This window comes from Legionella sp., assembly GCF_049790535.1.
In the GTDB taxonomy this organism is placed as follows: domain Bacteria; phylum Pseudomonadota; class Gammaproteobacteria; order Legionellales; family Legionellaceae; genus Legionella.
Window position 1 is genome coordinate 1 of the sequence record NZ_JBAQZB010000069.1, and the last position, 4,179, is coordinate 4,179.

Consider the following 4,179-nt stretch of genomic DNA (forward strand, 5'->3'; position numbering starts at 1 on the left):
CGCCTCTGCATTCTGAGAGAAAAGTAGTTTCAGAAGAGTTACCACATGATAACGAACAAGAAAGTTCTCCATCTTTCAGCTAACGTACAAGTTCCGGGTCCATAACTCTCGGAACACTTTATCAAAGAGATCTCGCAAATATTAATCAGAAATTTCCTACTTGGCATGCATTATTATCCTCGACTTCAAGAATCATGCTAATCACTTCTTCCTTCAGGCTTTTCTATTTAAGTTTAAGTAGTGACAAAATAATAACCAATAATATATAATCTTTAACATTAAAAACGGCTCCAAGAGAGAAAACAATGTCATCCAAGTCTAGAGACGCTCATTTCAAGTTTTTTTCATCACAGTGGATATTTCTTAATTTTGAAGACTTATATCAGTGTTATCTCTTTAAAATGATAGAAGATCCAACTCAAAATGCCCTTTTAATGAGATACAGCAGTTGAATGGGAAAAATGCTGTTATTCTCCATAAAGAAACATTATATTATACCAATCAAAAGAACCAAACTGTTGAAAAAGTACAAATAAAAAATATCGAAAAATTGCCTCAATTACAACAAGAATTTACAGAGGATTGTAGATTAGTACAGGATAGGTTTCTCATAGAAAAAATAAAAGAGGTGACAGGTTATAATCATAGATGTGCAACAGAAGATTCTTTATCATATGCCGAGTTTCTAGATTTCGCTCACAAACTATTTCGGTCGCCTTTTACTTCTTTTAGTGAATTCATACTTCAATGTGTAGATTCATTTAATATCACGATGCTGTCATTGTTGGGGGTAATGTTCGTATCATTTTGTATCTTGGTTTTTACAATAGCTATACCCTTCACAGTTATTTATAATCTCTGTTTTGACTCAGTGGATGATGCAAAAAGTAACACGTTGCATTTACTTGATATGTTTGTACTACTTGGAGATACTATTATCAAAGCCACTCTTTCTATTCCTATCCAAATAGGTGCTCTTCTTGTTCGAGGAGGGTTAACACTTTTACCAACACCAGAAAATGAGATGACAAACTCAGAGTTTAGTCCTTGAACTAAATCTATTCGCCATCTGTTATTTATGAGTGCCCCTCAGATGCTCCTTATAGATTTAAAATATAGAAAATAAAATTTAATCTATTGATTTTAAACAATTAAACACAGTTAATCAAAATCTGATGCATTCCATATGTTATTGACTCGTGTAGCAAAGGATAAGTCTCTACCTTTTGAGTCTTTTATACCTAATCAAAAAACAATAAAAACATCGTGTCCATGCGCTTTCAAATAATTGGCATGACCATCGTGATTGCTACATTAAACCGGATCTGGTTTTAATTTATAGAAAGCCAGGTGATGCTACTTTACAGCTTGTGCGGCTAAGATCACATAGTGAGCTTAGCCTTTAAGTTGTTACTATACTTCATTAATACCGATATAAATAGCTACTTTATCAGAACCGTTATATGCTTCAAAGTCGCTGATAAAACTGCGCTGATAATTACTTTTTTCTTCAAAGTAATCCCAAATTTGCTTCCAAGTCTCAACCACTGTGGATGGCATTGGACCTGTACCGTGAAAAACAAGATAGTTGCCCGTTTGAATTTTAACGCTGCCAAATTCCGCATGCTCACTATCATCACTGATACCAACAGTGACAGTGTAAAGACCATTTGCATCAGATTCATAGTCTGAATAGACTTCAAATATGTTTGTATTGGCAGCTAAATCGCTGGAATAAAATTGTTGCCAAAGGTTCGGTAATTTCGCTGTTTTTTCATTAAATTCGTCGGTGTTTTGCGTTTTTGTACTTAATCCCATTACCGTAAAGCCTTCTACATATTTCAGGGTTGGTGGTATAGATGACATGTAAATCTCTCCTATTTAGTGTTGATGGTAGCTTGCATTGCTTTCGCAATCAGCTGTATGTCATGTTCACTGATAGCAATTAAGTGCAAAACGAAATTGATATCCCTAATTTTTGGGTATTATGATTTATTCAGTGAAACAACTCGAAGTCGATTGCCATCAGGATCAAGTGCTACAAAAGTATAACCATAAGGCACGACGGTTGGAGAAAGAGCCATGCTGATGTTTTTTTCTTGCCATTCTGCAAATAACACATCAACTTTTTTATTATTATCGATTGTAAACGCTAATTCGCCATTACCGTTTTTATTATCAGCGGGCGGCTCAACAGCGTGTTTAGCCTTCAAACCTAAACTTATTCCATTTGATAATGTGAATGCATGAAATGTTGAAGCGATGTATTTCATTGCAGACGTTTTTAGTGAGTGTGAGGAGTATGTCATTTTTTGTTGTGCAAACTGAACTCATAAAACAGGAATCTGTGGGTTCGAAAATTAATGATATTTTTAGTTGTTTCGGATCCTGAATAGAAGAGAGATCCAATGCAATAACAGATCCGGTTTTATAATGATGGCCTGTTTCTGCTTCCCAGTCTTTGTATAAACTGATAATCACTTGGTCACTAATAAAATCTTCAAGGTTAACACTAAGAGGAACAGGTAGACGAGAGAGTGACAGGTCCTCATTTATCATGAAATATTCATGTTCGTAAAAATTGATGCTACGTTTTATATAATGGTAGTTGCGTTCAGCTCCATGAAAAGTAATGGCTTCGATTTCTACGTCAGTTGACTGTCCTTCAAAAATGGTTGTGGCATGTTCCAAAGATTCTCCGCGCTGCCACAGTTTGGCTATTCTTGAATATCCTGATTCGGTCAAACTACCTTCGCCAAAGTTGGTTCCAACCCAAATGGAATTATTATCGCACCATGCGTAGCATGATTTATTTTCTGGTAATGTGAAGCCATCTGTAATGAATTTTTTTTGGTCGATATCAAATTCGCGAACCACACTAGCATCTTTGCCACCCAATGATAGTGCAACTAACCCTCTTTTGCCATTAGGGCTTTTTAATACACTATGAAATACCCAGTTTTCTTCTGCTTTTACCTTGGTATCCGTTAATATAAGCCATGCTTCTTCTTCTGGTAGTGCATCGATATCAAGCAAGAGCTCCCACTGAGTATTGGGTTTACGATATTCTTCGAGTGTAGTGCGCCTCCAAATACCCTGGATATGATGTTCATCGCACCAAAAATTATAATAATGGCTATTATCCATCGAGATGTATGGGACTTTACGTTGGTCTTCATAAAAGGATAACAGAGTTTTTTCCATTTCCTTGAACGAAGGTGATGACCAGAAAGTGGATTTGATCTCTTCATTTTGCTGAGCAACCCATTTGAGAGCGGCAGCACCATGAATTTCTTCTAATTCTAGTTCTCGTGGAGATTTTGCTTCATTTTCTTTTGGAGTTTCTATTTTCGATTTCATGTATTTTTCCTTATAAATTAATGGCAGTTTAATTTAACTATGGATGTTGAGTAGCATATGCCAATTGTTCGGGCTCTACCAAATGTAGGGGCTTTAATCAGATTTAGTAATCTAACTTTTTGATTCCCCAATCGAAAGAGGATTAAAGTGCAAAGAAAAGATATTATCCTAAATTTTCCTGGTTATACAATAATCAAGGTGAGAGGAAAAAAATCCTGTTTATATTGAAGTAAATTCAGAGGACCCTAATGGTAATAGAGACCCTCGTGGTGAACTTGCTAATTCCAGTAGAGACCTTTCTTTATTAAGTTCCTTCAAAAAATGCCGCCCGCTTACCTCGGATTGAGATGGGCGGCATCCTATGAATCATTCTTGTTCCATTTAAGGTAATTGCTCAGCAAATTAACCGAGCAACGTCAAATTAATATTTTTGAGATAACTATTAGCTACCAGACCTTATTTAGTACCCATCAAAGATAAGGTGTCACCAGTGCTTTAATTTCAGTTAGGGTAAGTGGTTTAGAGTACACCCCTTGTAACTTTAATTCCTGACAAACCCGGATTATGTATGGAGATACTTGTGCTGAAATCACAAAAATCGGTGTTGCCTTATTAAGAGATGTCGTGCGCATTGCTTTTACTAAGGATTCATCGTCACAATCAGGTAGTCCCCAATCGGTTAAAATACAGTGATAGCGATGTTGGTTCACGAGGCAGAGGGCTTCTTTTGCCGTTCCAGCGAGTGTAAAAGGGCATTTTAATTGGTTAAACGTGAATTTGTAGATTTGTTGGCAAATCTCGTTGTCTTCAATTATTAAG

The 4,179-nt window shown here is 36.1% G+C and carries 6 protein-coding genes and 1 pseudogene; 3 read left to right on the top strand and 4 right to left on the bottom strand.

Annotation, left to right across the window (positions count from 1 at the left end):
- Nucleotides 1-448: 448 nt before the first annotated feature.
- The 3 genes and pseudogenes from WA877_RS03915 to WA877_RS03925 all read left to right on the top strand — a co-directional run.
- A complete protein-coding gene (locus WA877_RS03915) occupies nt 449-1,051 on the top strand; it encodes a hypothetical protein (RefSeq protein ID WP_425169624.1) in 603 nt (200 codons plus the stop codon).
- A 135-nt stretch (nt 1,052-1,186) separates the two neighbouring features.
- Nucleotides 1,187-1,288 carry a hypothetical protein gene (locus WA877_RS03920; RefSeq protein ID WP_425169625.1) on the top strand — a complete coding sequence of 34 codons (102 nt, stop codon included), beginning with the start codon at nt 1,187-1,189 and terminating at the stop codon, nt 1,286-1,288.
- Nucleotides 1,260-1,406: pseudogene (locus WA877_RS03925) on the top strand (type II toxin-antitoxin system mRNA interferase toxin, RelE/StbE family); the annotation flags it as partial. The gene WA877_RS03920 and the pseudogene WA877_RS03925, both read left to right, overlap by 29 nt.
- A gap of 7 nt (nt 1,407-1,413) precedes the next feature.
- Here WA877_RS03925 and WA877_RS03930 read toward each other — a convergent pair.
- The 4 genes from WA877_RS03930 to WA877_RS03945 all read right to left on the bottom strand — a co-directional run.
- On the bottom strand, nt 1,414-1,866 hold the full coding sequence (locus WA877_RS03930) for a GyrI-like domain-containing protein (protein ID WP_425169627.1): 453 nt from the start codon (nt 1,864-1,866) through the stop codon (nt 1,414-1,416).
- A 119-nt stretch (nt 1,867-1,985) separates the two neighbouring features.
- Nucleotides 1,986-2,213, bottom strand: coding sequence for a hypothetical protein (locus tag WA877_RS03935; RefSeq protein ID WP_425169628.1), 228 nt, complete (start codon nt 2,211-2,213; stop codon nt 1,986-1,988).
- Nucleotides 2,203-3,360, bottom strand: a complete 1,158-nt coding sequence (locus WA877_RS03940; protein WP_425169629.1) for a hypothetical protein — start codon at nt 3,358-3,360, stop codon at nt 2,203-2,205. Before WA877_RS03940 ends, WA877_RS03935 begins: the two co-directional genes overlap by 11 nt.
- 470 nt (nt 3,361-3,830) lie before the next feature.
- Nucleotides 3,831-4,179, bottom strand: a 349-nt coding sequence (locus tag WA877_RS03945) for a response regulator (protein ID WP_425169630.1), incomplete at its 5' end; no start/stop codon positions are given.

Coding starts and splice junctions, on each gene's coding strand:
- WA877_RS03940 (WP_425169629.1), bottom strand. CDS start 3,360: ATGAAATCGAAAATAGAAACTCCAAAAGAAAATGAAGCAAAATCTCCA.
- WA877_RS03930 (WP_425169627.1), bottom strand. CDS start 1,866: ATGTCATCTATACCACCAACCCTGAAATATGTAGAAGGCTTTACGGTA.
- WA877_RS03920 (WP_425169625.1), top strand. CDS start 1,187: ATGTTATTGACTCGTGTAGCAAAGGATAAGTCTCTACCTTTTGAGTCT.